Origin of the sequence: Collimonas sp. OK412 (assembly GCF_900112135.1) — a bacterium.
GTDB classification, from domain to species: domain Bacteria; phylum Pseudomonadota; class Gammaproteobacteria; order Burkholderiales; family Burkholderiaceae_D; genus Collimonas; species Collimonas rhizosphaerae.
Map to the genome: position 1 here is coordinate 68,278 of NZ_FOLC01000018.1, position 24,358 is coordinate 92,635.

General features: G+C 65.2%; 11 protein-coding genes. 1 reads left to right on the top strand and 10 read right to left on the bottom strand.

The features are described from left to right. Positions 1-14: 14 nt before the first annotated feature. Together BM062_RS17850 and BM062_RS17855 are read right to left on the bottom strand one after the other, a co-directional pair. Positions 15-5,015 (bottom strand): non-ribosomal peptide synthetase, encoded by a 5,001-nt coding sequence (locus BM062_RS17850; RefSeq protein ID WP_092399291.1) that lies wholly within the window; start codon positions 5,013-5,015, stop codon positions 15-17. Further along, positions 5,015-14,677, bottom strand: a complete 9,663-nt coding sequence (locus BM062_RS17855) for a non-ribosomal peptide synthetase (RefSeq protein WP_092399293.1) — start codon at positions 14,675-14,677, stop codon at positions 5,015-5,017. Before BM062_RS17855 ends, BM062_RS17850 begins: the two co-directional genes overlap by 1 nt. Before the next feature lie 224 nt (positions 14,678-14,901). On the opposite strand from BM062_RS17855, the gene BM062_RS17860 reads away from it, so the two are divergent. Continuing rightward, positions 14,902-16,656 (top strand): cyclic peptide export ABC transporter, encoded by a 1,755-nt coding sequence (locus BM062_RS17860; protein ID WP_092399295.1) that lies wholly within the window; start codon positions 14,902-14,904, stop codon positions 16,654-16,656. Positions 16,657-16,728: 72 nt separating this feature from the next. On the opposite strand, the gene BM062_RS17865 is transcribed toward BM062_RS17860, so the two are convergent. The 8 genes from BM062_RS17865 to rraA form a co-directional block, all read right to left on the bottom strand. Further along, positions 16,729-17,730 carry an ABC transporter substrate-binding protein gene (locus tag BM062_RS17865; protein ID WP_254785138.1) on the bottom strand — a complete coding sequence of 334 codons (1,002 nt, stop codon included), beginning with the start codon at positions 17,728-17,730 and terminating at the stop codon, positions 16,729-16,731. Further along, complete coding sequence (gene fhuF, locus BM062_RS17870; RefSeq protein WP_092399299.1) at positions 17,727-18,551, bottom strand: siderophore-iron reductase FhuF; 825 nt, start codon at positions 18,549-18,551, stop codon at positions 17,727-17,729. The genes BM062_RS17865 and fhuF overlap by 4 nt, the downstream gene beginning before the upstream one ends. Next, positions 18,551-20,647: a Fe(3+)-hydroxamate ABC transporter permease FhuB gene (gene fhuB / locus BM062_RS17875; RefSeq protein WP_092399301.1), complete on the bottom strand. Its 2,097-nt coding sequence runs from the start codon at positions 20,645-20,647 to the stop codon at positions 18,551-18,553. Before fhuB ends, fhuF begins: the two co-directional genes overlap by 1 nt. Then, a complete protein-coding gene (locus BM062_RS17880) occupies positions 20,644-21,495 on the bottom strand; it encodes an ABC transporter ATP-binding protein (RefSeq protein WP_092399303.1) in 852 nt (283 codons plus the stop codon). Before BM062_RS17880 ends, fhuB begins: the two co-directional genes overlap by 4 nt. Further along, complete coding sequence (locus BM062_RS17885; RefSeq protein ID WP_092399305.1) at positions 21,489-22,514, bottom strand: TauD/TfdA family dioxygenase; 1,026 nt, start codon at positions 22,512-22,514, stop codon at positions 21,489-21,491. Before BM062_RS17885 ends, BM062_RS17880 begins: the two co-directional genes overlap by 7 nt. Positions 22,515-22,577: 63 nt before the next feature. Continuing rightward, the gene (locus tag BM062_RS17890) at positions 22,578-22,835 is read right to left on the bottom strand and encodes an MbtH family protein (RefSeq protein WP_092399349.1); all 258 of its coding nucleotides are present in this window, start codon (positions 22,833-22,835) and stop codon (positions 22,578-22,580) included. Between the two features lie 71 nt (positions 22,836-22,906). Next, positions 22,907-23,563 (bottom strand): RNA polymerase factor sigma-70, encoded by a 657-nt coding sequence (locus BM062_RS17895; RefSeq protein WP_092399307.1) that lies wholly within the window; start codon positions 23,561-23,563, stop codon positions 22,907-22,909. Between the two features lie 284 nt (positions 23,564-23,847). Further along, a complete protein-coding gene (gene rraA / locus BM062_RS17900) occupies positions 23,848-24,342 on the bottom strand; it encodes a ribonuclease E activity regulator RraA (protein WP_092399309.1) in 495 nt (164 codons plus the stop codon). Between the last annotated feature and the right edge of the window lie 16 nt (positions 24,343-24,358).

The window sequence follows — 24,358 nt, forward strand, 5'->3', positions numbered from 1 at the left end:
CGAAAAATCCGGTTTCAGCCCGCATCGCGCAGCGCCATCGCAACCGGAGACCGCGCGGCCAGGCGCTTGCCCAGAACCGAGAAATACGGTGCAGCGAATACTTCGACGATGGTCAGCGTGTAACCCGCAGTCCTCGCCGCGTCGACGAAGCGCACGATATCGAATGAAGTGGCGCCGGCTTCGAACAGGTTGGCGTCACGCGATGGCGCGTCGCCATCGAACAAGCCATCCCAGACTCTTTGCAGCGCCTCTGAAAAATGACCGGCTTCTGCATGCAACTCGTCGATTCCATCTGTATTTACCGTCGCCAGATCCTGCGGCGTGACATCGGTGAAGCGAGGCTCGGCCGTACCAAGCGCTGCATGCGGCGCGTCGACGAACAGGCGCACGACCTCCAGGTAATCCGTTGCCAGCGCCTCGACAAACGGGCCATCGACCAGTTCGTTGGCATACGAGAATGCTCCGGTCACGCGGCCGTCCGAATGTTCTACGATATCCAGCTCCAGCTCGAACACCACACGGTGCCTGACATCGTTGAATTCACTAAGCGCGAGGCCGGCCCAATCGTGCCCGGCGGCGGCCGGACGCATGTAGTTGAACATCACCTGGAACAAGGGATTGCCGATCGCCGAGCGCGGCAAACGCAATGCAGCGACCACATCGGAGAATGGCGTATCGGCATGGGCATAAGCGGCAAGTGCGCCGTCACGCACCGCAGCCAGGACCGTGGCGGGAGAATCCTTGCCGGCAAGGCGGGTGCGCACCACTACCGCATTGATGAACAGCCCAAGCGCAAGGCGGGCGGCGTCGCCCGTCAGTTCGCGCGTCGACGCCAGCACGCCGACCGGCTGGTCAACCGCGCCAGTCGCACGGTAAAACGCTACGTTCAGCGCCGCATGCAGCAACATGGGCAAGGTGGCATGGGTTTCAAGCGCCATTGCACGCGCGCGCCGGACCAGGCTGTCATCCAGCGCGAAGGCAATCCGGCTTGCCGCCCAGCGCGGCTCGCTGGTCCGCCCGGATGAAGGCGCCGGCAAGACGCTGGCTGGCATGTCGCCGAGGACGCTGCGCCAGAACGCCAGCCGCGCCCGCGGCGCCGTCGCCGGCAGCACCGGCATTGCCGGCAATGGCGCAGGCGCGACACGCGCCGGTGCGGAACCAGAAACCAGCGCGGCATAAGTGGTGCGGATATCGTCGAACCACAGTTCGATCGACTGCCCATCCGACACGATGTGATGGACTACCAGCGACAGCACATGGTCGCCAGCTGCCAGGCGCAGCAGCCTTGCCCGCCACAGCGGTCCGGCGCCAAGCAGATTGAATGGCGTGAGCGCATCTTCGTCGGTCAGCGCGACGGCGCTTGCCGTCGCCGATGCGTCGCCGCTCAGGTCGATTACCGGCAACGCGGCCTGCCAGTGCCGGTCGATACACTGGCCTGGCAGGCCACCTGCCCGCTCGACCAATCTGGTGCGCAAAGCAGGATGCCGCGCAGCCGCCAAAGAGAAAGCCTCGCTCAGAGCGCCGGCATCGAGCGAACCGTGCAGGCGCAATGCAATCGGAATGTTGTAGGCAGCGTTCTCCGGCTGGGTGCGCCACAAGAACCACAAACCAAGCTGCGCGGCTGACAGCGGCAGCACGCCATTGGCGTCGGGAGCGACAGCGGCATCCGCCCCATGGAATTCGGTTTCAAACATCGGTTCCGTACGGACCGAAGCGAGCACCCGCTGCGCATATTGCGCCAGGCTTGGCGCTTCAAACAGCGCGCGCACCGGCACGTCGTACGCTAGCCGCTCGGCCACCCGTGTCGCCACTCGCACCGCCGCCAGAGAATGGCCGCCCAGTTCGAAGAAATGATCGGCACGGCCGACCCGTTCGGCGCCCAGCACCTCGCGCCATATCTGCGCCAATGCCGTCTCGACGCCGGCCGTGGGCGATTCGTACACGCGCTCTACCCGCTTTGGCTCCGGCAACGCAGCGCGGTCGACCTTGCTGTTCGTATTGCGCGGCAAGGCATCCAGCACGATGATATGCGCCGGCACCATGTAGTCGGGCAACGTGTGGCGCAGATGGGCGTCCAGTTCGGCTGCGTCAGCCTGCAACGGACGCTGGCGGGCCTCGTCGCTCAATTCGACATAAGCCACCAGCGCCGCCTGGGCGCCCTTGCCGTGCACGATTGCCACCGCTTCGCGCACATCTTCATGTGCCGCCAGCTGCGCTTCGATTTCACCCAGTTCGATACGCAGGCCACGCAGCTTCACCTGATGATCGACACGGCCGATGAAATCGAATACGCCATCGGCGCGCCGCTTGACCAGGTCGCCCGTACTGTAGAGCCGCGCGCCGGGCGCTCCGAACGGGTCCGGCACAAAACGCTCGGCAGTGAGCGCCGGCCGGTCCAGGTAACCGCGCGCCACTCCTACGCCTTCCCCGCCCAGGAACAGTTCGCCGATCACTCCCACCGGCAAGGGATTCAGGCGCGCATCCAGCACATGTGCTGTGCGCGCGCCGACCAGGGTGCCGATCGGCAGGTAAGCACTGTCCGCCAGGCTGGCGGCATCGTCGTGCGGATAGAACATCCACAGCATCGGCGTGATGACGGTTTCGGTCGGACCATAGCCGTTGACGATGCGAACTTTCGGGAATGCACGGCGCATCAGCGCGAACGCCTCGCGCGATGTCGCTTCGCCGCCCACCGTCAGCGAACGCAAGGCAGGCGGCGCGCCGTGCGCCAGCGCCCATTCGGCCAGCTGCGTGGCGCAGCCGGGCGGCACGTAGGTCATGGTGACGCCCTCGCGCACCATCATCTTGCAGGTCAGCGCCGGCGGCCAGAGCGTATCGGCGGTCACCGCCACGGCTGCGCCCGACATGTATTGGGAAAACCAGCCTTCGTGCGCGCCGTCGAAATTGACTGACTGGAACAGCAGGAACACATCGTCTTCGCCAGCGCCGTAGCGTTCGGCGATTGCCGCGCAATGACGGGCGAAAGAGCCATGGTCGACCACCACGCCCTTCGGTTTTCCGGTCGAGCCGGAGGTATAGATCACATAAGCGGCCTGCGTCGGCGCGACGGCCGGCAGTACTGCCGGCGCAATCCCGGCGTCATCCGCGCCGCTGTCGTCGCCGTCAATCCGCCAGATGCGCAGGGAATCCGAAGCCGGCAGCGCCGCCAAACTTTGGTCTTCGGCAATGACATGCGTAATCTGCGCATCATCGAGGATCTGCGCCAGGCGTTCCCGGGGATGGGCCGGATCGAGCGGCACAAAAGCGCCGCCCGACTTCAGCACCGCGATCAGGCCGACCAGCAAATCGACCGAACGGCTGAGCGCGACGCCGACCCGCATCTCGGCGCTGACGCCGGCGGCAACCAGACGCTGGGCCAGCCGCGCCGCGCGCCTGTCGACTTCGCCGCGGGTCAGCGAACGATCCATATCGGCGACGCCGCGCGCATCCGGCCGGGTTCGCGCATGCTCGGCGATATGTTCGTGCACCGCCTTGAATGCAGCCGGCTGATGCGCTTGCGGGCAATTCCAGGCATCCAGCTGCGCGCGCTCGGCCGGCGGCAGCCATTGCAAATCGCAGATCATGGTTGCAGGCGCGGCAACCGCACTCGCCAACAATGTGACAAAACGTTCCGCCAGCCGCTCGATGGCATCGGCATCGAACAAGTCGAGCGCATAAGTGAAACCGGCGTCAATGCCGCCGTCGTCGCTTTCCTCGAAGCCCAGCGTCAGGTCGAATTTGGCGAATGGCGAACCGGAAGGCAGCATGGTGATGGAGACATCGGCAAGCGATGGCAGATGCCTGCGTGCGCCGTAGGCAGCCATCACCTGGAACAGCGGGTTATGGCTTGCGCTGCGTACCACGCCCAGCGCTTCGACCACCTGTTCAAACGGCACGTCCTGGTGCGATTGTGCATCGATCAAGCCGCGCTGCACCTGCTCCACCAGCGCCGCGAACGGCTGTGTGACGCCAATCCGTGTGGCAAGCGCCAGCGTATTGACAAAAAAACCAATCAGCCCTGCGGTTTCACCGCGTTCGCGGTTGGCGGCCGGCACCCCGACCTGGATCTGCGATTCGCCGGAGGCGCGGGCCAGCAATGCATTCAGCGCCGCCAGCAGCACCGCGAACGGCGTTGCCCGCTGTGCATTGGCCAGGGAGCGCACTTGCTGCGCTAGCCGGGCATCGATCCTGAACAGGTGGCGCGCTCCGCGTGCGCTGCGTTGCGCCGGACGAGGCGCGGCGCCTGGCAGTATCAGTACGCTGTCGTTCAGTTGCCCACGCCAGAACGCCAGCTGGGATTCGCGTTCGCCGGCGTCAAGCCAGCGGCGCTGCCATAAGGCGTAGTCGGCGTACTGGATCGGCAGCGGCGTCAGCGAAACCGTCTCTTTCATCGCATATGAACGGTAAAACGATCCCAGTTCGGCCAGCATGACGTCGACCGACCAGCCGTCCGATACGATGTGATGCAGCGTGATCGCCAGCCAATGCGTGCTCTCGTCCAGGCGTATCAGGTAGGCGCGCATCAGCGGCCCATGCGTCAGGTCGAACGGTTCTGCCTCATCCTTGCGCGCGATTTCCTCTGCGCGCGCGGTGCGTTCGGACGCAGCGACATTGCTCAGGTCGATGCTGTGCCATGGACAGCGCACCGGCGCATGCACTGTCTGCTGCACACCGTCTGCGCTTTCGGTGAAAGTGGCGCGCAAGGCTTCATGGCGCGCGATCAGTGCATCGCACGACAGGCGCAAGGCATGGGCATCGAGCGCACCGTCGAGCTGCAGCCGCTCGGTAATATGGTAGGCCGCCGGTTCGTCGATCATCCGCGCATGCAGCCACAGGCGCATCTGCGCAAACGAAGCCGGCACGCTTGCCGTGCGCTCGGTGCGCGGCGGAATCGGCAGCAGGCGGAAATCGATGCCCGCTGCAGCCAGTTTCTGAAGAAACAGCTTGCGCTGCGCATCCGGTAATTTGGCAAAACGGGCGGCAAGGGAAAGCAGGTCAGGTTTCACAGTAGTCATCAGTCGGTTTCCATTTCCAGTTCACCCAGCAGCGCATCGATCGCGCTGGCGGTATCCGGCCCCGGCCTGGCGCTCCGTTCGGCCAGCGCCAGATCGATCGCAGCCGCGCAGCGCGCCAGCGTGCGTTCGTCGAACAGTGTCCGCAGCGGCAGCATCAGCGTCCAATGCAGGTTGGCCTGGGCATTGGCTTGCGTCGCCAGCAGCGAATGGCCGCCGAGCATGAAGAAATCATCGTCGCGGTCGATGGTGTCGAGGCGCAGCACCCGCTGCCAGATAGCGGCCAGTTCGCGCTCGGTATCGGTCTGCAAGGCGGCTGCCGGCTTGTCCTGGCGCACCGGCGCAGGCAATGCGTTGCGGTCGCATTTTCCGTTTGGGGTGACGGGCAGCGCATCCAGCTCAATCAATTGCGCCGGCACCATGTATGCGGGCAATTGCGCATGCAGCAGGTCGAACAGCGGGCCCTGATCGAGCGTGCTGCCGGCGCCGCGCGCGACGTAGCCGATCAGCTGCTCGTTGCGCACGATCACCACGGCATCGTGCACACCCGCAGCCGTCCGCAGCAAAGCTTCGATTTCGCCGAGTTCGATGCGCTGGCCGCGCAGTTTTACCTGGGTATCGATGCGGCCAAGATAGTCAAGTGCACCGTCAGCCCGGCGGCGCGCCAGGTCGCCCGTGCGGTACAGGCGCGCGCCAGGCACGAACGGATCCGGCACGAAGCGTTCAGCCGTGAGTCCGGAGCGGCCAAGGTAGCCGCGCGCCAGGCCCGCGCCGCCCAGGTACAGTTCGCCTGCGGCGCCTGCCGGCACCGGATGCAAAGCCGTGTCCAGCACATGCAGCTGAAGGTTGGCGATAGGATGGCCGATCGGCACCGAAGCCGTCCGGCTGTCGTCCGCTTCACAAGTCCAGTGCGACACATCGATGGCGGCCTCGGTCGGGCCATAGAGGTTGTGGAGCCGGGCGTGCGGCAACAGCTGCGCGACGCGCGCCACCAATTCCGGCGCCAGCGCCTCGCCGCTGGCGACTATGCGTTCGATGCTCTGGCAGCGTGCGGCGGCTTTGAAGTCGTCGAGATAGCCCAGGAAAACCGCCAGCATCGACGGCACGAAATGCAGCGTCGTCACCCGGTGCGTTTCTATCGCAGCCACCAGCCGTGCCGGATCGCGGTGGTCGCCCGGTGCGGAGATCGCCAGCTTGGCGCCGACCGCCAGCGGCCAGACGAATTCCCAAACCGATACATCGAAGCCAAACGGCGTCTTGTGCAAAACAACGTCGTCAGGCCGCAGCCGGTATGCCGATTGCATCCACGCAATCCGGTTCGCCAGCGCGCGGTGGGTATTGCCGGCTCCTTTCGGCTTGCCGGTCGAACCGGAGGTGTAGATCAGGTAGGCCAGCTGGTCGGCGCTGAGATCCGCAGCCTGATGCAAGGCTGTGGAAGTTTGCATCAGTTCATCGACAGTAAGGATGCGCGCCTCGGCGTGCAAAACAGCAGCGGTGACGCGCTCACGCAGATGGGCTTGCGTGATCACTACTGCCGGTTGCGCATCGCTGAGCAGATAGGCGATGCGTTCAGGCGGATAATCCGGATCTATCGGCAGGTAAGCCGCGCCGGCCTTCAATACGCCGATCAGCGCCACTACCATGTCGAAAGAACGCTCCAGGCAAAGGGCAACGGCGCTATCGGGACGGACACCGGCATCCAGCAGCGACGCGGCGACGCGGCTGGCGCGCTGATCGAGTTCGCCGTAGCTTATCTGCTGCTTGCGGCTTTGTGCGTCAACGAACTCAAGCGCGACCGCGTCCGGTGTTGCAACGGCGGCACGTTCAAACTGGCGGTGCAGCGCGATTTGCTGTGCATCGGGCCAGGCCTGCGCCGTGGCGTTATGGCGCGCCAGCGTCATCAGGTCGTCATCGGTCGTGATTGCCATCGTACCGAGCGCCGCCTGTGGATCGCCGACAATGGCGTTGACGGCGGCCGCAAACGCGCGATGCAGGGAAACCACGCGCGCTTCACCGATGCGGGCGGCATCGTAGCCGTAATCGATGGTCAGCGTCGCTCCTGCCCCGATGACCAGCGTCAAGGCAAAATCGGTCGCTTCGATGTTGCGCAGGCCGTGCATCTTGAGGGCCTGTTCGTCGCGTCCCTGCCATGCTTCATCGACCGGATAGTTTTCGAATACAACCAGCGTATCGAACAACGCCCCGCCCTGTCCGGCCCATTGCTGGATTTCGTACAGCGGCGTATGCGCATGCTCCGCCGCGGCAGCGTTATCGCCCTGCAGTTCGTGCAGCCATGCCGCCGCCGAGCGCTGCGGCGCAGGCACGGTGATGACTGGCAAGGTGTTGATGAACAAACCAAGCACGGTGTCGGCGTCAGGCAGCGCATCGGGCCGGCCTGCCACCGTGGCGCCGAACGCCACCGCCGGCTGGTTGGTCATGCGCTGCAGCGCAAGCGCCCATGCGCCCTGCACCAGCGTATTCAATGTCACTTTCAGGCTGCGCGCGGTTTCAGCCATGCGCGCCGTCGCATCGGCGGCGAATGTTGCGCGCCAGGTGCGATGTTCGGCCGTACGTCCGGCTTCCGCTTCTCGCTCGGCAACCCGTGTCGGCTCGTCAAGGCGGGCCAGGCGCTGCTGCCAGAATCTGCGCTCCAATTCGATATCACGCGCGCCAAGCCAGGCAATGAAATCGCGGTAACGGGTCTTACCAGACGCGGCAAACAGCTGAGGACGCGGCGGTTCGATGTAATCACGCAGCACATCGGCAAAGAAGCGCGCCGTGCTCCAGCCGTCCAGCAGCAGATGGTGGCGCGTCCAGACCAGCCGCCATTCGTCGTCCGTCATGCGGATCAGCGCAACCCGCATCAGGGGCGGCGCGGTCAGGTCGAAGCTGCTTGCCCGGTCCTGCGCGAGCCAGTCCTCGAACGCCGGCTGGGCGCTTGCGCCGCGCTCGCGCCAGTCGAGGATTTGAACCGGCATCTGCGCCTGGCGATGGACAACCTGCATCGGCACCGCTTCGCTGGGGGTGAAGCCGGTGCGCAAGATGTCGTGGCGTGCAACTGCCGCTTCGAAAGCTGTGCGCAAACGCGCCACGTTCGGCGCCGTCAATGTGGATACCAGCTGGTTCACATAGGTCGACTGTTCAGGTGCGAACAGGGAATGGAACAAGATGCCTTGTTGCATCGGCGACAAGGGATACATGTCCTCGACTGTGCGCAGATCGAACGGCAACCGCTCCAGCACATCCTGCGTCAGGCCTGCCGTGCGCGCCAGCGGATAGTCGCCGGGAGTGGCGCTGCCGCCGCGTTGCGCCAGGCGCGCTGCGCAGGCGGCAGTCAATCCGGCCAGCGCTGCTTCGAAACGCTGCGCCAAGGCTTCGATCGTGGCGCGCTCGAACTGGCTCTTGCCATAAACCCAATGCACCTTCAATGTACGCGGGCCGTCGGCATCGATATAGGCGTGGATCGCCAGCGCGTTGCCGAGCGGGCCGGCCGGATCGCGCTCGCAGCCTGCGCCGCCGAAACGCGGCACCAGCGCGGCATCGCGCGGCGCATCGAACTGGCCGAGATAGTTGAACGTCACGCGCGGACGCGGCACAGCCGCCAGCTTGGCGCGGGTGGCAGCGTCGCCGTAATGGCTTAGTACGCCGAAGCCGAGTCCTTTATGCGGCACGGCCCGCAGCCTGTCCTTGACCGCGCCGAGCGTTGCGGCAGGCGTGTTTTCGACCGCCAGCGCCACCGGATAGTGGCTGGTCAGCCAGCCGATGGTGCGGCTGGCGTCGATGTCGTCGAACAATGCTTCGCGGCCATGTCCTTCCAGTTCCATCCGGCAGGACGTTTGCCCGGTATGGTCGCAAAGTGCCTGCGCCAGCGCTGCGATCAGCAGTTCGATCATTTGCGTACGATAGGCGGCGTTGGCATCCGTCAGCGCAACCCGCGTGAGTTCGGCGTCCAGCACTTGCACCACGACGTCGGCACCGGCGTTGTCGGCGACTGCCTGCGGGTGGTCAAGCGCCAGGTCCTGATGAGGCGCGACAAGCGGCGCCCAGTATGGCACTTCATCCAGGAACAAAGAATCGGCGGCGGCAAGCGCCAGCCTGGCAGCCCATTCCTGAGCGCTGGCGCCTGCGGCCGAGAGACGCGCGCTGCGCCGTTCACGCGCTGCACGGTAGGCGGCATCCAGGTCGTCAAGCAATACGCGCCACGATACGCCGTCGACGATGGCGTGGTGAATCGCGAAATAGAGTTGCGTACTGCCATCAGGCAAAGCCGCTGCAAAGGCGCAGGCGATCGGGCCGTGCGCCAGGTCCAGCGTGCTCTGCAGGGCGTCGAACTGCGCCAGTGCATCGTTTTCATCCCGTGCAGCGGCGGCTGCGAGCGGCAAGGCATCAAATGCCTGCGGCGCCTGCGTGACCTGCCACGCGCCTTGCGCACCGTTCTGCGTAAAACGCTGCTTGAAGATGTCGTGGTGTTTTAGCAAGGTATCGAACGCGCGTGCGAATGCATCGAGATCGAGCGGCTCTTGCGAATCCAGCCTGATTGACTGGTTCCAATGACCGCGCCGTGGAATATCGAGTGCAAAAAAACGCAGTTGCGCAGGCGTCAGCACCAGGTTGCCCTCACGCTTTGGCGCGCCGGGCTTCGCTTGCGGAGCTGCTGTTGCAACCTCGATGGCAGTTGCTGCCTGGCCAAGCTGCGCAATTGTCGGACCGTCGAACAGCTGTTTCGGCGTAAAGCGCACGCCGCGTTTGCGCGACCTGGCGATCACCTGCAGCACCAGGATCGAATCCCCGCCCAGTTCAAAGAAATTGTCTTCGCGACCGACCCGCTCGGCTTTCAGCACATCTTTCCAGACTGCCGCCAGCGTTTCTTCGATCTCGCCGCGCGGTGCATCGCTTGCCGCCACGGACGGCGCCGGCGCGGCGGCCAGCACCCGCAACGCTTGACGGTCAACCTTGCCGTTGGCTGTGACAGGCAATACATCAAGTGCGAGCAGCACGGCGGGCACCATGTAATCTGGCAAGCGCAAGGACAACATTTCGCGCAATGACGTTTCGTTCAGCTTGGTTCCAGCGCGCGGCGTTGCAAACGACGCCAGCCGCATGCGCCCTTCGTGCTCGACTGCCAGCGTTTCGGCCTGCGCCACTCCTTCCAGCGTACGCAGCAAGGCGCTGATTTCGCCGGGTTCGACCCGGTAGCCGCGGATTTTTACCTGGTCGTCCTGGCGGCCGAGGAAATCCAGGCGCCGATCGGCGCGCAGCCGTACGCGGTCGCCGGTGCGGTAGATGCGCTCACCTGGGGCGAATGGATGCGGCACAAAACTTTCGGCGGTAGCCGCCGCCCTGCCCAGGTAACCACGGGCCACGCCCGGTCCGCCGAGATACAGTTCGCCGATCGCGCCTGGCGGCACGCTGGCGCCGTTCGCGTCGAGCACGCAGGCATAGGCATTCGGCAAAGGACGGCCGAGCGGCACGCCCTGCGCCGGCATCGCTGCAGCGCGCAGTCCGGCTTGCGCCGGCGCCGATGTGTCGCAACTCAGCGCACCTACCGTAGCCTCGGTCGGGCCGTAATGATTGATCACGCGGCAGCCTGGCTTGAGCGCCGCGATGCGTTCCACCAGCGCCCACGGCAAGGTTTCGCCGCCCATCACGAGGGCATGCGCGGGCAGCACGTCGGCCGGCTGCTGGGCGTCGAGCAGCGCGTGCAGATGGCTTGGCACGATTTTCAGCACGCCGACCTTGCGCGTGCGCATTTCGTGCGCGAACCGGTCCGGATCGAAGGCACATTCCCGCGGCAGAAGGTGCAGCGTACGGCCCGAGCACAAGGCGCCGAACAATGTCGTATGGCCGAGGTCCGCCGCCACCGTCGACACCATCGCCATCGATGCATCGGCGCTGAACGCCAGCTCGTCCAGCATCCCTCGCACATAATCGGCCAGCGCGTGTTGGGAAACCACCACGCCCTTGGGCGTGCCGGTAGAACCGGAGGTGTAGATCAGGTAAGCAGCCTGTTCAGGCGCAGGCGGCAACCGGCGTGCTGCGCGATTGGCGAGCAACGGCGTTTGTGCAAGCACATCCAGGCCAAGCGCCTGGGCGGCGCCGATGTGCTGCGCCAGGTCTGCCTGGCTGGCAACCAGGATCCATCGCGCCTGGCAGGTCTCGACCGCTGCCGCCAGCCGTTCCTGAGGCTGGGCAGGATCAAGCAGCACCGCATACGCGCCTGACTTCAGCACAGCGACCAGCGCCACGACGAAGTGCACCGAGCGCTCGATGCAGACCGCAATCGGTTGCTCGGCGCCGGCTCCTTGCTGCTGCAGCGCCAGCGCGATCCTGTCCGAAGCGTCGTCCAGTTCGGCGAAAGTGAGTTGCGTGTCGGCGTCCGCCAGCGCAATCCGGTGCGGCGTTTCGCTGGCATGCCGTGCGAACAGCGCCAATACGCTGTCAAATTCCTGCGGCAGCGAACGGCCGCGCCGTGCGGCAAGATAGTCGGCGTTATCGGCGCAAACCAGTTCGGCGACTGCGCGTGTCGGATCGTTCACCGCATCCGCGACCAGCACGGCAAAGCTGTCGAGCCAGGCTTGCGCCGTGCCGGCGTCGATGCCGTCCAGCGCGTAGGCGGCAACCAGCTCGATGCCGCGCGGATCGTCGGTGAAATCCAGCGCAAAATCGAAACGTGCGGCAAGATCCGGCCCCGGCGACATGCACACGGTCGCGCCCGGCAGGTCGGCGGCCAGTTCAAGGTCGAACTGCTGGGCAAACTTGACCCTCAGCCACTCGTCACCGCGCCGCACCGGCGGTTTCACGGCGTCGAGCACCTGGTCGAATGGCACATCCTGGTATGCAAACGCATCCAGGGCGGTCACGCGCACTGCATCCAACAAGGCAGCAAACGACTGCAGCGGTGCAACCCGCGCACGCAGCGCCAGGGTATTCAGGAACAAGCCGACCAGCGGCGCGGTTTCCGCATGCTGCCGGTGCGCGATCGGTACGGCGACAACGATATCGGTGGCCCCGGTCAGGCGGTACAGCCAGGCGTCGAAGGCAGCCAGCAGTACCGTAAACGGCGAAGCGCGAGTGCGCCGGGCAAGCTCGCGCACCGCGTCGGAAGTCTCTTCGGAGAGCCGCAGCGCCACGCGGCCGCCGCGATAGTCGCGGTCGGCGCGGCGTGGACGGTCAAGCGGCAACGCCAGCGGCCCGGGCGCGTCGCGCAGCGCGTCGCGCCAATAACCGAGCTGCCGCTCGCCCTCGCCTGCGGCCAGCAAGTCACGCTGCCATTGGGCGTAATCGGCATATTGGATCGGCAATGCCGGCAGTCCGGCAGCCTGGCCGCTGGCGAACGCCGCATAGGCCGCCGTCAATTCATTGAACGCGCAACGCGAGCTCCAGCCGTCGCTGACCGAGTGGTGGCTGGTCAGCAGCAGGCGTTGCGAATCGCCGGCCAGCGTAAGCAAGGTGGCGCGCACCAGCGGCCCGTGCGACAGGTCGAATGCCTCAGCCACATGACGTTCCGCCAGTTTGGCCGCCTTCGCCGCACGTTCCGTGGCGCTGTATGGATGTAAATCGATTTCTGCTACCTGCACCGGCAAGACTGCATGGATGCGCTGCATTACGATGCCGTCGTCATTTTCCACCAGCGTGGTGCGCCAGGCTTCATGCCGTTCCAGCAGGTAGTCAAGCGCACGCTGCAGCAGATCGATCTTCAAGGCGCCGGTTACCTCCCACTGCACGGCGATGTGATAGGCGGAGCCGGCGTCGCGGGTCTGCGCCAGCACCCAGAAACGCTGTTGGGCGAACGATGCCGGGCGGTCAACAAAGGGCGCGCCGTTTCGATCCTGGGACATTTGCACTGGAATAGCGCGCGCCTGTGTTTCAATTTCGCTGCGCTCGATCAGCGACGCCAGTTCTTCAAGCGAGGGATTGTCGAATAGTGCGTCAAGCTGCGGGTTCACCCGCCATTCGGCCCGGATCGCTGCCTGCAGCTGCATGGCGGCAAGCGAATCGCCGCCGCGCGTAAAGAAGCGGTCTGAACGGCCGATAGGCGAAGCATCGTTCAGCAGCCGTTGCCAGAGTTCGGCGAGACTGCTTTCGACAGCTGTCGCCGGAGCAATGTAATCAGCGCCGGGCGCATGCGGCAGCACAGCCACAGCGTCGCGCAGCGAGGCCCGGTCCAGCTTGCCATTGAGCGTATAGGGAAGGCGTTCCAGGCGGACGAAGCGGTGCGGCTGCCATGCCGGCGGCAGATGCGCAGCGAGATGCGCCTTCAATGTTTCATCGCCGAGCGCCTCGCCCAGCACCACGCAAGCAATCAGCTGAGTGCGGCCGCCGGCGGTTTCGGCAAGCACGGCAGCGTCACCGACAGTCGGATGGGCCAGCAGGCAAGCGGCAATTTCACCCGGCTCCACCCGCACTCCACGGACTTGTACCTGGTCGTCGATGCGCCCCAGGTAATCGAATGCGCCATCGGCACGTCCGCGCGCCAGGTCTCCGGTGCGGTAGATGCGCCCGCCGGGCTGGCCGGCCGGATCAGGCAAGAAGCGCTCGGCGGTAAGCGCGGGGCGGCCGTGATAGCCGCGCGCCAGGCATACGCCTCCCAGCAGCAGTTCGCCGGCTGCGCCTTGCGGCTGGCCGGCTATCCGCGCAGACCGTGCTAGCGGCGATCCGATCGGCCAGCCTATCGGCAGCGATGCGTACCCATTGCCCAGCTCCAGGGTTGGCACGCTGGCGGGATCGACCGGCCACAGCATGGGCGAAATGATCGCCTCGGTCGGGCCATAGCCGTTGACCAATCGGATATCGGGGAATGCCTGCCTGATTTCATCAAAAGTATCTTGCGACATCGCCTCGCCGCCGAACAGCAGCACGCGCAACGCCGAGGGCACCCCAAAACGCCTGGAAGCGGCAGCGAATTCGCGCAGGTAGGCAGGCGGCAAGGTAGTGTTGGTGACGCCTTCGCGCTCCATCATGGCGCGCGCGGCCTCCGGCGGAAACGGCGGCGGATCGCTGATCACGACGCTGGCGCCGATTGACAGCGGCGCCAGCCAGGCTTCGATCGACACATCGAAATTCACCGAGGCGAAATGCAGCAGGCGGTCTGACGGCCCGATCGGCAGCGATGTATTCAGCGCATCGCAATGCACGGCAAGCGGTCCGTGTTCGACCACTACCGCTTTCGGTGTGCCGGTGGACCCTGATGTATAAATCATGTACGCCGCCGCCCGCGGATCTACCGGCGCATCCTCGTCGACAGGCGAAGGCTCGCCGTCCGCAATCGGTTTATCGACAATAAAACATTGCGCAAAACGCGCGCGCATGACCGCATCGGCGGCATCGTCGACGATGCCATGGGCCAGCCCGGCGTCCTGCACGATCCAGTCCAGGCGAGCGGCCGGATGGCGCGGATCGAGCGCAACGAACACGCCGCCGGCCTTCAGTACGGCAAGCAAGGCGACAAACAGGTCGCAGGAACGTTCGACGCACACGCCGACCCGCACCTCGGTAGCGACGCCCGCCGCACGGAGCCGGGCGGCCAGGCGCGAGGCCCGGAGCTCCAACTCGCCGCGCGACAAGCGCACGGTATGCGGCGAAAACGACGCCAGCGCGGGCGCATCGGGATCAAGCCGCGCTTGTGCGCGGATCTGGTGGTGCAATGCAATCGGAAAGCTCGTCATAGGCATACATGGCTGCATAAAATCCTCTAGGTCTGGCCGCAAGTACGGCCTCTTTGCTAGATTGACGAACCACGCGCCGGAATTTTTACTTAATTCGCCTGGAAATATTTTTTTCTCACCTCCCGCATCAAAGCCCTAAATATTTGCCGCAGTCGTTCGTCATCAGGGATAAGAGCCTCTTTTTTTCATTCATTTTTTTACACCCCCCAACCGACTGACCGCCGATGACCGCAGCTACCCAGCCTTACGCTTCCCCGCCCCCTACCGAATCCAGCGCGCAGGCCAAGCCAGCCATGCGCCTTATCCTCGCCCTGCTCAAACGCTCGCGCGGCGCCCTGGCGATCGCACTCACCGCCTGTGTGCTGAACGGCATTGCCAGCGTGCTGCTGGTTGCGACCCTGAACCGCGCATTGTCCGAATCCGGCGCAGCCGACGGCTCGCTCGCCTTGCGCTTCGGATTGTGTGCAGTGATAGCGCTGGTTACCAGGGTCATTACCGGCGTGTTGTTCGCACGGCTGTCGCAAGACACCATGGCGCAGTTGCGCGAACACGTCGCCAAGCGCGTCGCCGCAGCCGAGCTGCGCGATGTCGAACGGATCGGCGCCGCCCCCGTGCAATCGGTGCTGACCGACGACGCCACTAACGTCTCGATGCTGTTCTTCGCCCTGCCCAACATCGTGATGCACGGCTCCATCGTCTTCGGCTGCCTCGGCTACCTGGCTTGGCTGTCATGGCCGGTATGCCTGCTGGCGCTGACCGCGATCGTGGTCGGCTCGATCGGCTACCACACCGGCGACAAGCGCGCCATCGCCTCGCTGGAAGCGGCCGGCCGTTCGCAAGACAAGCTGTTCGGCTATCTCGGCGCGCTGTTCACCGGCGCGAAAGAACTGAAACTGCACCAGGCGCGCGCACGCCAGTTCCTCGACGGCCAGCTCGGCGCGGCCATCGGCGAAGTGCGTGACCACCGCCGGCGCGCGTTCAGTTCATACGCCGTCGGCGTCGGCTGGATCGTGTTCCTGTTCTACGTGTTCCTCGGTGCAGCCGCATTCTGGCCGACGCTCGGCGTACGCGCCGACGCAGCCGCCGCCTCCGGCTATATCGTTGTTTTCCTGTTCATGCTGCTGCCTCTCGACGGCCTTCTCAACAACGTGCCGACGCTGAACGCGGCGCGCGTCTCGCTGGACCGCATCGAAAAGGTAATGGAAGAATTCGGCAACCTGCGCACCGTGCCGCAGCTCGGCGAAAGCGCGTCGCATGAACCGTTCAAGACCCTGGTGCTGCGCGATGTCACCCACTCCTATTTCCATGAGCGCGACGAACGGATGTTCAGCGTCGGACCGATCAACCTGACCTTCAAGCCGGGCGAACTGGTGTTCCTGGTTGGCGGCAACGGTAGCGGCAAGACCACCCTGGCGAAAGTGCTGACCGGACTGTACGAACCTGAAGACGGCGTGATCGAAGTCGACGGCAAAGCAATCGGCTCGGCGGAACGCGCCGCCTATCGGGAGCGCTTCACCGCAGTCTTCAACGATTTCCACCTGTTCGACGCCCTGCTTGGCATCATCGATCCAAACGATTCCTCGCGCGCGCAGGCTGACGCACGGGCAAATGCACTGGTCGCCAAGCTCGCGCTGGACCACAAGGTACAGGTAGTCAACGGCGCATTCTCGACCCGCGCGCTGTCCACCGGGCAGCGCAAACGGCTGGCGCTGGTGGTGGCCTACCTGGAGGACCGGCCGTTCTACCTGTTCGACGAATGGGCGGCGGACCAGGATCCGGCATTCAAAGCGGTGTTCTATGAGCAATTGCTGCCGGAACTATGCGCACGCGGCAAGACCGTGCTGGTGATTACCCACGACGACCGCTATTTCCCGCTCGCCGATCGTGTATTGAAACTGGACAACGGCAGCATCATCAGCGAAACCTACGGCGCACCAGCCGCACTGCCGGTCATGGCTGCCAACGGCACCGAAGGCTGAACGACGCCCGTTCCCGCAAGACGCGGGGACGGGGTTCAATCCATCACGGGCAGTGAAACAGGAATATCATCGTCAACGCTTCGGCGGCGGCAGCGACAACAATTGTTCGGTCATGGTATCCGCCAGGCGCAGCGCCGACATCGGCCCGCCAAATACCCACAGGTTACGTTCGACCAGCGCCACCCGCCCTGCGCGCCGTGCCGGCACAAAGGGCCAGATCGGCGAATCGAGTTTCTGCTTGAGCGCTACCTCAGGGCCGGTCGAGCTGACGAACAATACCGCCATGCCCGGCTTCTTGAGCAAATCTTCAGAGGTGACGTAAGTAGTGCCCTCACGGGTCGGTGCGGCGTATCCCAGTTCAACGCCAAGCGCACGCGCCACGCCTCCCACCATGCTGTTGCCGGTGAAAGCCCAGTAACGGTCAGGCAATCCCAGTTCCTGCAGCCAGGCGACCTGCTCTCCGCTGCGGCCAGCCTGCGCGATGCGCTGCGCGTCACGCGCGAGGCCGGCATCGAGTCTGGCTTCGACGGCGCCGGCTTCATCTTCGCGCCCGGCAAGGCAAGCGATGGTGCGGAAGATCTTGCGCGCCCAATCGAGCTGGGTCAGCGACGTGCCGTTCTTTTCAAGGTCAGGGCTGTATTGGAACAATACGGTGGGAGCAATACGGTTCAGCGCCGCGAAAATCGACGCATGGCGCAGCCCGACGCCGAGAATCAGGTCAGGCTTCAAGGCCGCGATTGCTTCAAAGCTGGGCTCCTGCCGCGTGCCGACGTCCGGCACGGCAGCCAGCCGCTCTTTGTCATAGTCAAACCATCCCGCATAATTCGCAGCGTCAGCCATGCCGACCGGCGTCACGCCTAGCGCCGCCAGGTCTTCCGCGAACATGTATTCGAGCACCACAATGCGCCGCGGCCGCTGTGGAATCCCTGGCTGGAACTGCGACACCACGAGATTGCCGGAAAGCGGTTCGCAAGCCGGCTTTCCGCCGCCGGCGCTTGCGGCATCGGCATGGGATCCGCACAACGCCGCACAGGCTGCTGCTATCGCGCAAAGCCGCCGCGCACGGTTCTTCAACGGATGGTTTCCTGCAGTGCAAGCGCTTCGTCGCGCATCGTCAACAGCAATGGACAGCTTGCGCACAGATTTGTCTCTCCCGGGATTTGATTGCGCATGCAGCAGACGCGGCGCGCGCGAAACGGATTCGGCAGCAAGGCCGACCGCGGCTGGATCTGGCGCACCGGCGAACGCAACGGATTGGGTTCGCCGGTGACCAGCATCGGCTGGAACAGGCAGGCAACCTCCTCTGCCGCACCAGGCAGCGCCGCACACTGTTCTGCCAGATAATCAAGCAGGTTGCCGACATTGCCCCACAATACGCGCGGCGCGATGCACGCCATGCCTGCCAGTGTTTCAATCACCGCCTGCAGGTGCTGGATCAGCGGCGCATGGCAGCGCGTGCAGTCGTTCTCGGGCGGCCGCAATGCGTCGGCAGCAAAATACAGCGCCGCCGGCATGCCCGAGCGCAGCACCAGCTGGGTGCGGGCCGGCGACATGTCCAGCGGACGGCGCAGCAACAGTGCGGCGATGCCGGCCGGCGCCGCCAGCAAGAAATAATATTTGCTCCACTGCGACAGCAGCGCCCGCGCGTGGATTTCGGCGTCGCCGCCATAGTGCGACACCATCGCATCGAGCAGTTCCGCGCGATAGGCGCCAAGCTCGGTCAGCGGTATGCAGACGGATTCAGCGGCATCGTCTTCCCTGTCAGGGACTGCCTGGTTCTGATCCGGCGTTCCAAGCCATACCTGCCCAAGATAGGAGGCCATCGATGTGGGCGCAAGGCCGGCAAGGCAATGTGCCGGCGTGCCCGCCGCGGGAGCCCGCTGCAAGATGTCCATCAGCGGCCGCCTCGTTTCTCGCGCCGGGCCTGGGCAATCAGCAGGATGAGCAGGTATGGCGCACCGATCATTGCAGTCAGCACGCCGGCCGGAATCTCCCGCGGGGCAAGCAGCGTACGGGCTGCGACATCTGCCAGGACCAGCAGCAGCGCGCCGCAGGCAGCAGCCAGCCAGAGCCGGGTGCGGTGCGTGCGGGCGCCCAGCATTGCCGCCAGGTGCGGCGCCATCAGGCCGATGAAACTGACCGGCCCGACAGCGGCGACCGCAGCACAGGCGGCAAGCGTCGCCACGGTCAGCACCAGCGGCCGCAATACGGCAATCGGCAAGCCAAGGGCCGCCGCCTGGTCGTCGCCCAGCGCCAACAGGTCAAGCGGCTTGGCCAACAGCGCCAGCACCGGCAACGCCAGCAGGCACCAAGGCAGCAGCGTTGCCACCTCGCCCCAGCTGCGGCCGTAGGTGCCGCCCACCAGCCAGACCACAAAACGCGCCGGCTGCACGCTTTGCTGCGTGATCAGCCATTGCGACAACGTGGTCCACAGGGTGCCGAGGACCAGCCCGGTCAGCGCCACCGCCATCGGCGCATAACGATGGCGGCGATTGAGCAGCAGCGTCAGCAACAACGTGGCGGCGCCGCCCGCGAGCGCGGCAGCGGCAAGTGTCGAATGGGCTGCGAACGGCCACAAGATCAGTGCAATGAAGGTGGCCAGTCCGGCGCCCTGGGTGACACCCAGCACTTCCGGGCCGGCCAGCGGATTGCGCACGATGCTCTGCATCAGCACCCCGCTCGCCGCCAGCAGCGCTCCGGCCAGCAGCGCGCATAACAGGCGCGGCAGGCGCAGGTCGAGCAGCATCCGGGTTACTTCGTCGCGCCCTTCCAGCGCAGCGATCCAGCCGGCCGGGCTGATCGACTGCGCACCCAGCGAGGCGCCGGCAAACAGCAGCGCGCAGCCGGCCAGCAGCAGTCCCGCCGCGACCAAGGGCCACGGCAGCGCCGTCAGCGCACGCACGGCGCGGGTTCCGGCGCCAGACGCCGGCCGCTCCTGACCCGCTCCGGCTGCGCCCGGCCAGGCGATTCCGCTGCGGATCATGGCCAGCATCAGCGGCGTGCCGACCAGCGCGATCGCCACCCCGGTCGACAACGTGGCGTCAAGGTCCAGCGCCAGCACGGCGCTGTCGGTGACCAGCACCAGCGCACCGCCCACCAATGCCGACAGAGGCACCAGGGCGCCCAGCTTGGATGCTTTTGCGCTACGCACCTGGCGCAGCAGGTTGGGCGCGATCAGGCCGACATACGACAACGGCCCGGCAATGCTCACCGCAACGCTGGCAAAACCTACCGCCACCACCATGGCCGCGATCCGCGTCGCATCGACCCGGACGCCGACGGCGGCGGCGGCGTCATCGCCCAGCACGAACGGATTGAGCGGACGGATCACGAACGGCAAGGCAACCAGCGGCAGCACCAGCCAGGCCATGGCGAGCTGGAGGCCGGCGGCGCCGGGTTGATAGAGGCTGCCGCTAGCCCACAATGCGGCGCCGGCGATGTTTTGCTCGAAAAACGCCAGCACCAGGGTCGCAATTGCCGAAAACAGCAGCATGCAGACACTGCCTGCCAGCACCAGCCGCAGCGGCGTGGCGCGCCAGCCGGCGGCCGCCAGCACGCAGGCCGCGGCGGCCAGGCCGCAGCCGAACAGCAGCGGCACCGAAGCGGCGCCGGCAAGCGCGGGAACGATCATCGCCGCCAGCAAGCCGAGCTGGGCGCCGCTGGTGATGCCGAGCAGGTCGGGTGAAGCTAGCGGATTGCGCGTGAGCGCCTGGAACAATGCTCCGGCCACGCCGAGACAACCTCCGGCGACAAGCGCCGCCGCGACCCGCGGCGCGCTCAAGTCGAACAGCAGGATGCGGCTGAGCGTGGCAGCATCGCCGCCTTGCGCGGACGCCGCCAGCCACAACTGCACGCCGGGCGCCAGGCGCGCGGCTGCTGCGGCGGCGATCAGCAGCAAGAGCGCCGCGCCGATCAGCCACGCCCTGCTTTTCATCGGCGCGTGGCGGCTTGCCAGTGCCGGCGCAGGTTTGCCTGCTGCCAACGCGGTCATGCCGCCAGGTCCTTGCCGGCGCCGCCTTCGCGCAGCGATGCCGGTTGGGACGAATCGCCATAAGCCGGCACGCACATGGGCGCGCCCGTCAGCGGATGAGCGATCTTCAGCATGGCCACATCGAATGTTTCGTGCAGATAATGTGGCGCCAGCATGGCGTCGGGCGAACCATGTGCAATGATCTTCCCAGCCCGCATCAGCACGATTTCGTCGCTGAATGCGGCTGCCTGGTTCAAGTCGTGCAGCACCCAGACGATCGTCAGTCCATGCTCCTGGTTCAGGCGGCGCAGCTCGTGCAGGATTTCCAGCTGATGGTGTATGTCGAGATAGGTGGTCGGCTCATCAAGCAAGACGATGGGCGCCTGCTGGGCCAGCGCCATGGCAATCCACGCGCGCTGCCGTTCGCCGCCCGACAACGCGGCAACATCGCGCTCCGCGTAGCCGGCAAGCCCGCTGGCCGCCAGCGCCTGGTCGATGGCGGTGTGATCGGCGCGCGTCAAGCCGCGCAGCCAGCCGCCGTAGGCATAGCGGCCATAGGCCACCAGCTCGCGCACTGTCAATCCGGCGGGAATCTGGTTGAATTGCGCCAGCATGGTCAGCGCCCGGGCCAGCTCGCGCCGGCGGTAAGATGCCAGCGGTGCGCCATTCACTTCCACTTCCCCTGAACGGATCGGCAGCAGCCCTGCCAGGGTCCGCAGCAGCGTGCTCTTGCCGCAGCCGTTCGGCCCGCACAAGGCGGTTACCTTGCCGGCCTTGACCGACAGGTCGAGACCGTCGAGCACCACCTGTTCACGATAGCCAACCTTCAACCCGCGCGCCACCAGCGCCGCTCCAACCGTTTTCACCAGAACGCCGCCTTCCGCTCGCCGGTTTTCGGTTCGCTATAGCTTTGCGCCATCGCCACCACCACCTTGCGCGCCCCCTGGAACGGGTCGCGCGCATGCGCGGTCAGCATGTTATCGAGCATCAGCACATCGCCGGACAACCATGGGAAGACTATCCGCTGCTGGTCCAGCACGCTGCGGATTTCAGCCAGCGCCTCGGCTTCAATCGGCTCGCCATCGCCGTAATAAACGTTGCGCGGCACGTTTTCCAGGCCGACGGCATCGACCAGCGCTTCCTGCATTTCCTCATCCAGCGCAGACAGGTGAAACAGGTTGAGCTGGTTGAACCAGACCATGTCGCCCGTGCGCGGATGGCTGGCGACCGCCTGGCAGCGTTCGCGGGTGCGCAGCAGCAGTTCGCCGTCGTCGCCGTCGCGCCATGTGCAATCGATGCCGCGCGCGGCGCAAATGCGCTCGACCACGCGCGGATCGTCCGCGCCGAAGGTCTGCTGCCACGGCAGGTCAAGTCCTTGGCCGAAATTGCGCACGTAAAGCAGTTCGCGCCGGGTGAAACGGGCAACCAGCGCCGGATCGAGCGCGCGGTAGATGGCGCGGCTGTCGGCAATCGGCGTCGCGCCGCCCGATGCCGCGGCAAGCACGCAATGGAACCAGATGCGCAGCGGCCATTCGCGCGTATACGACTGTTCGTTATGCAGCGGGATCGAGCGGTGCGGCGGATATTCGGTCGACGTGTACACCGCGCCTTCGACCTGGCTGCGTGGCGTCGACGCGAATTCGTAGCCGATCAGCGGGTGGCCGAACGAACCGGCAAAACCCTGGAATGACTCGATCGACGGCACCCGGAAGCCGGTGAACAGCAGGCCGCCGGCCTGTTCCAGGGTATCGTCGGCAATGGCGCGCAATAGCGGCATCGCCTCTTCCAGGGAGATATCGGCGCCGTCTTTCGGCGCCACAACGGTAGGCAGGCCCGGCGCGATACGCAGGTCATCGAGCGCGGGCTGCGGCATGGAAAGTGGTGTCATGCGAAATCCTCTTGCAGGAACAGCGCGCCAGGAACATCGCCCAGGCGCGCCGGATTACCTGAATTACGATAGGTGCGCCTTCGACGCGGCGCCATCCATATGGCGGCGCAAACTGGCCGGGCGCATGTCGGTCCAGGCTGACTCGATATGCGCGAGGCATTCGGCCTTGGGGCCGCTCACGCCGACTTCGCGCCAGCCAGCCGGCACGGCGCGGAAGGTCGGCCAGATCGAGTACTGTTCTTCGTCGTTGATGACAACCGTATAGATAACGTCGTCTGTCTCTGCGGCGGCAGCGCCAGGGGAATTCAATGTCTGTGTCATGTTCAAGCCTCGTTCAAAATGCATTCAGGAAACGGTGGCGGATGGCGCTCGGTGCACCCAAATGCCGCCCCCTACTTTATGAAGACGATTGGCGCCCGCGATTTTTTACCATCGCGGGCGGCGTTGGCATGGAACATCGGCAAAGCAGCGCCGCGATCGCATGCTTCCAGGCAGGCGCTGCAGTGCTTCTCGACATCCCGCACCATGAAATGCACCAGCGTCTGCGAGACATTGAGCGCACGCGCGGTGCTCTGCAGCGTTTCTTCGCGCATGCGCACCATCTCGAACGCCGCGCGGCTGCGCGCCGGCAGCTGAGCCAGCGCGTCATACACGTGGCGCAGGGTGTCGCGCACAACCAGCGCCGCTTCCGGCGACGGCTCCTGCGACGGCATGTTGAGGCCGCTGTCTTCATCGGCGTGGTAGATGTTTTCGAGATTCTGGCGCCGGCAAGCGTCGATCGAGGCATTGCGCACCATCCGCATCACATAGGCAATCGGCTGGCGTATGGCGTCCTGGCCGGGAAGATCGACCAGTTTGAGGAAAACATCGTGGACTACGTCTTCCGCACGGCTGGTGCAGCCGACGAAACCGCGCGCCACGTTGACGTACAGCGGACGGTTCGCGATCAGTATGTCGAGCAATGGGCCGGCGGGAGAGGACGCGCTGGAACTGAAGATCGATAACGATGCCGCTGCCGAAGACTTCGCCCTTCCAAGCATTTGCGCCATGAATTCACTCCGCTCTGATAAGATGGCTCTAAAGTATCATAAACACGAATCATTCTCAATATCATTTGCGATTACCCTTATGACTTTCATGGCTTTGCCTGGCTGGAAGGAATCGGATCGAGAGTGGGAACAATGGGCGTGAGCAGCCCCCCCGGCTCCGGTTAATGGGCCGGGCATGGGTCTGTTCAGGAAGAAAAGGTATTGGAAAACGGACGGTAGCGCGGACTGTCCGCTATTGGAAACAATTGCCGAAGGTTAGCTGCCAAGCATCCCAGCGGCCAGGCTCATTGGAGTTTTTGGCTGGCGACCAGCACGCCATCGGCGTCTGCATAGATCCATGCGCCGGGAGCCACCGTGACGCCGGCGATGGCGACGCTGACGTCGCGTTCCCCTACTCCCTTGCGTACACTGCGTTGCGGATGCAGCGCCAGCGCGCGCACGCCGATATCGCAGGCATTCAATTCCGCCGAATCGCGTACGCAGCCGTTGACGATGATGCCGGCCCAGCCGTTCTTTTGCGCCAGCACGCCAAGATTGCCGCCGACCAGCGCGCAGCGCAGGCTGCCGCCGCCATCGATCACCAGCACCTGGCCGTCGCCGGCGGTTTCCAGCGTGCTGCGCACCAGCACATTGTCTTCATGGACCTTCAGCGTGCGCGCCGGGCCCGAGAAAGCCTGGCGCAGGCCCAGGGCGATGAACACCGGCGGCAAGACCGCCAGGGCGGCGGTGCCGAGCTTGTCTTCGTTGGCGTCGCATAAATCGCAGGTAGAAAAAGTCATTGCATCTCCGTCGCAT

Coding starts and splice junctions, on each gene's coding strand:
- fhuF (WP_092399299.1), bottom strand. CDS start 18,551: ATGGACATCTTGCAGCGGGCTCCCGCGGCGGGCACGCCGGCACATTGC.
- BM062_RS17885 (WP_092399305.1), bottom strand. CDS start 22,514: ATGACACCACTTTCCATGCCGCAGCCCGCGCTCGATGACCTGCGTATC.
- rraA (WP_092399309.1), bottom strand. CDS start 24,342: ATGACTTTTTCTACCTGCGATTTATGCGACGCCAACGAAGACAAGCTC.
- BM062_RS17890 (WP_092399349.1), bottom strand. CDS start 22,835: ATGACACAGACATTGAATTCCCCTGGCGCTGCCGCCGCAGAGACAGAC.
- BM062_RS17860 (WP_092399295.1), top strand. CDS start 14,902: ATGACCGCAGCTACCCAGCCTTACGCTTCCCCGCCCCCTACCGAATCC.
- BM062_RS17895 (WP_092399307.1), bottom strand. CDS start 23,563: ATGGCGCAAATGCTTGGAAGGGCGAAGTCTTCGGCAGCGGCATCGTTA.
- BM062_RS17850 (WP_092399291.1), bottom strand. CDS start 5,015: ATGACTACTGTGAAACCTGACCTGCTTTCCCTTGCCGCCCGTTTTGCC.
- BM062_RS17855 (WP_092399293.1), bottom strand. CDS start 14,677: ATGACGAGCTTTCCGATTGCATTGCACCACCAGATCCGCGCACAAGCG.
- fhuB (WP_092399301.1), bottom strand. CDS start 20,647: ATGACCGCGTTGGCAGCAGGCAAACCTGCGCCGGCACTGGCAAGCCGC.